Here is a 3,191-nt window from a genome sequence, read left to right on the forward strand (position 1 = left end):
CATCGCGGCCGGCTCGGGTCGGTGCGATCCACGCCCTCGCCGATCGAGCCCAGCGTCGTGGAGAGCCACTCGCGCTGGCCGCGCAGATCCATCAGCGCCACCTGACGTTCGAGGTCGGCGCGTCTGACGGCGCCGAGCGCGGCCCAGGCGAACACGGCGAGCACGACGATGCTCGCCACGGCGAAGATGGCAAGGGTCGCGGCGCTGTCGTAGACGCGCGCAGCTCGGCTTGGCGCACGAACCAGCCAATCACCAGCGGCAGGACGAGGATGCCGGGGAGAAGCCGGCGCAGCATCTCGCCCGCGGGCGACTGCTCGACGATCGCCGCGGCGATGCCGCGCTCCGGCGAAGCGGCAATGAAACCGACGGCGAGAAGCACCACGCTCGCCGCACCGTAGGCGGTCAAGGGCGTGAACGGGAACGGGTAGTTGCTGGTGTCGACGCCGTAGACGTGGCCGGCGACCACGATCAGAACCTGCGCCAGCATGATGAGAGCAATGGCCTGCGCAAAGATCGACAGCGCGGGGCCCCGCTTGGCGTAAAGCAGCGCAAGCCCGAACAAGACCAGCGCTCCCGTGAGGCCCGGCGCCGTCGAGGTCGCGATGGGCGCCCCCCGGCGCAAATCCGGGAGCGATCAGGGCCCGATCGAGACCGAGATCGACGCCCAACAGACCCTGGCCCAGCAGGACGACCCCGGCGAGAACTAGGAATAGGCCGATCAGCCGCGCGAGGATCCTGATCGTCTTATAGGTCAGGCAAAGCAGGCCCAGACCCGCCAAAATGACCCCGAGCGCGGCCAAGGGCGTCATCCCGACAAGGCTCGGAAGGGCGTCGGCGGGGATGATCCCCAGCCACATGGCCAGCACGACCTCGCCGATCACGCAGACGAGGACCGCCGCCAGCCGGGCAAAGGCTACCGGCACCCCAGCCGCCTGGGACGCAGGCAGTGCAATGTGTGTCGACGCCGCCGTCACTCGCCTTCCTCGCCTGGCCTCCCGGCGCGGGCCGCCGCGAAACACTTCGCCACAAGCCCAGTTCTCTCATCCGTGATCGCGATGGTATAGCCTAGGCCCAAATCGCCCGATAGGCGCCCGCCAAAACGCGCGGCTGCCCGGACGCCAAGACTACCAAAAAGGGAAATATGCTCATGCCTTTAGCCGATGGCCCCCAGTCTCCCGCCTCACCCCGCACCGAAACGGACGCGTTTGGGCCGATCAAGGTCCCAGGCGACCGCTATTGGGGGGCGCAGACCGAGCGTTCGCGCCAAAACTTCAAGATCGGCGACGAGCACATGCCGAAACCCCTGATCCGCGCCATGGCGCTGGTGAAAAAGGCCGCCGCGCTGACCAATCTGGAGCTCGGGCGCCTGGACAAGGCCTTGGCGGAGGCAATCGCCACCGCGGCGGACGAAATCGTGGACGGCAAGCTGGACGGTCATTTTCCCCTGGTGGTTTGGCAAACCGGCTCCGGCACCCAGACCAACATGAACCTGAACGAGGTGATCGCGAATCGGGCCAGCGAGATTCTCGGTGGAGAGCTCGGCACCAAATCCCCTGTTCACCCCAACGATCACGTCAATCTCGGCCAGTCCTCCAACGACACCTTCCCCACGGCGATGCACATCGCGGCCGCCGAAGAAATCGCCTACCGGCTCAACCCAGCGCTTTCCCGACTCTACCAGGCGCTCAAAGAAAAGGCTGAGGCGTTTCAGGATGTGCTCAAGATCGGGCGTACGCATATGCAGGACGCCACTCCCCTCACTCTGGGGCAAGAATTCGGCGGCTATGCGGCGCAGATCGATCACGGCATCGAACGGCTGAAGATGTCGCTGCACGGGCTCTACGAGCTGGCCCAGGGCGGCACCGCCGTGGGCACGGGGTTGAACACGCACCCGGCTTTCGCGGAAACCTTTGCCAAGAAAGTCGCGGAGATGACCAAGCTTCCCTTCGTGACCGCCGAGAACAAATTCGAGGCCCTTGCCGGCCACGACGCTTTCGTTTTTGCCCATGGCGCGCTGACCACGGTGGCGACGTCCATGTTCAAGATCGCCAACGATATCCGGTTGCTCGGCTCCGGCCCGCGCTCGGGCTTCGGCGAACTGCTCCTGCCGGAGAACGAGCCGGGTTCGTCGATCATGCCCGGCAAGGTCAATCCCACCCAGTGCGAGGCGGTGACCATGGTCTGCGCGCAGGTCATGGGCAACCAGACCACCGTGAGCTTCGCCGGCAGCCAAGGGCATCTGGAGCTCAACGTGTTCAAGCCGGTGCTGGCTTACGCGCTGCTGCAATCGATCAGGCTGCTCGGCGACGTGGCCGACAGCTTCACCAAAAACTGCGTGACCGGCATCGAGGCCAACCGCGAGCGAATCAAGGAGCACATGGAGCGCTCGCTCATGCTCGTCACCGCGCTGACCCCGCATATCGGCTACGACAAAGCGAGCGAGATCGCCAAGCATGCGCACAAGCGCGGCAGCACCTTGCGCGAGGAAGCCGTCAGGCTCGGTCATGTGAACGAGGACGACTTCGACCGGCTGGTGAAGCCGCAGGATATGGTGGCGCCGAAGAAGTGACGGGTGTTCCGCCATGACGACGGCCCGCAACAAGCGCTCGCTCACCATCGCCCGGCACCGGACCAGCGTCTCCCTGGAAGAGCCGTTCTGGACGGCGCTGGCGGAAATCGCCAGGGCGCAAGGGAAGTCGGTCGCCGGTCTCGTCGGCGAGATCGACAAATCACGCGTTGAGACCGCGGGCGACGCGGTGAGCCTTTCCGCCGCCATTCGCCTCTACGTGCTGGAGCAAACCCGGGGAACGGGCGGCGCGCCTAGAAGCGGCGCCGCCGAAGATGCTGTAATTCTTCTTCCAGTCGTCGGGGCGGCTTGGCTTGCGCCGATAGCGGCGCGGCGCGGGCGCCGGCGCTTCCTCGACCGTTTCGTCCGCACCGAGTTCTCCCGTACCGAGTTCTTCCGTACCGAGGGCGTTCGGCTCGGTCCCGTCCACGGCGGTCTCGCCCGCAAGCATGTCCGCGATGGGATCGTCGACGGTGCCGTCGGGATTGATCTGCGGCGCCGGCTGCGCCGACGGCAGCAAGATGTCCGGCACCGCCGCAGCGGCATTGGCTTCCGTGGCGGCTCGCTGTGCGGCAGCTCGCGCCTCCGCCTCGATCCGCTCCCGGGCCGCTCTCTCGGCGGCGGC

Annotated in this window: 3 protein-coding genes; 2 read left to right on the top strand and 1 reads right to left on the bottom strand. The window is 66.5% G+C overall.

All coding sequences use genetic code 11. The features are described 5' to 3' along the window. Window positions 1–91 precede the first annotated feature (91 nt). The gene (locus tag AUC71_RS00490; RefSeq protein WP_141701346.1) at window positions 92–562 is read right to left on the bottom strand and encodes a hypothetical protein; all 471 of its coding nucleotides are present in this window, start codon (window positions 560–562) and stop codon (window positions 92–94) included. Window positions 563–1,147: 585 nt separating this feature from the next. Between AUC71_RS00490 and fumC the strand changes: the two genes are divergently transcribed. Together fumC and AUC71_RS22115 are read left to right on the top strand one after the other, a co-directional pair. After that, on the top strand, window positions 1,148–2,569 hold the full coding sequence (gene fumC / locus AUC71_RS00495) for a class II fumarate hydratase (RefSeq protein ID WP_069622686.1): 1,422 nt from the start codon (window positions 1,148–1,150) through the stop codon (window positions 2,567–2,569). Between the two features lie 13 nt (window positions 2,570–2,582). After that, the coding region (locus AUC71_RS22115; RefSeq protein ID WP_069622685.1) for a ribbon-helix-helix domain-containing protein at window positions 2,583–3,191 on the top strand (609 nt) is incomplete at its 3' end.

Origin of the sequence: Methyloceanibacter marginalis (genome assembly GCF_001723295.1) — a bacterium.
Classification (GTDB): Bacteria; Pseudomonadota; Alphaproteobacteria; order Rhizobiales; family Methyloligellaceae; genus Methyloceanibacter; species Methyloceanibacter marginalis.

Coding starts and splice junctions, on each gene's coding strand:
- fumC (WP_069622686.1), top strand. CDS start 1,148: ATGCCTTTAGCCGATGGCCCCCAGTCTCCCGCCTCACCCCGCACCGAA.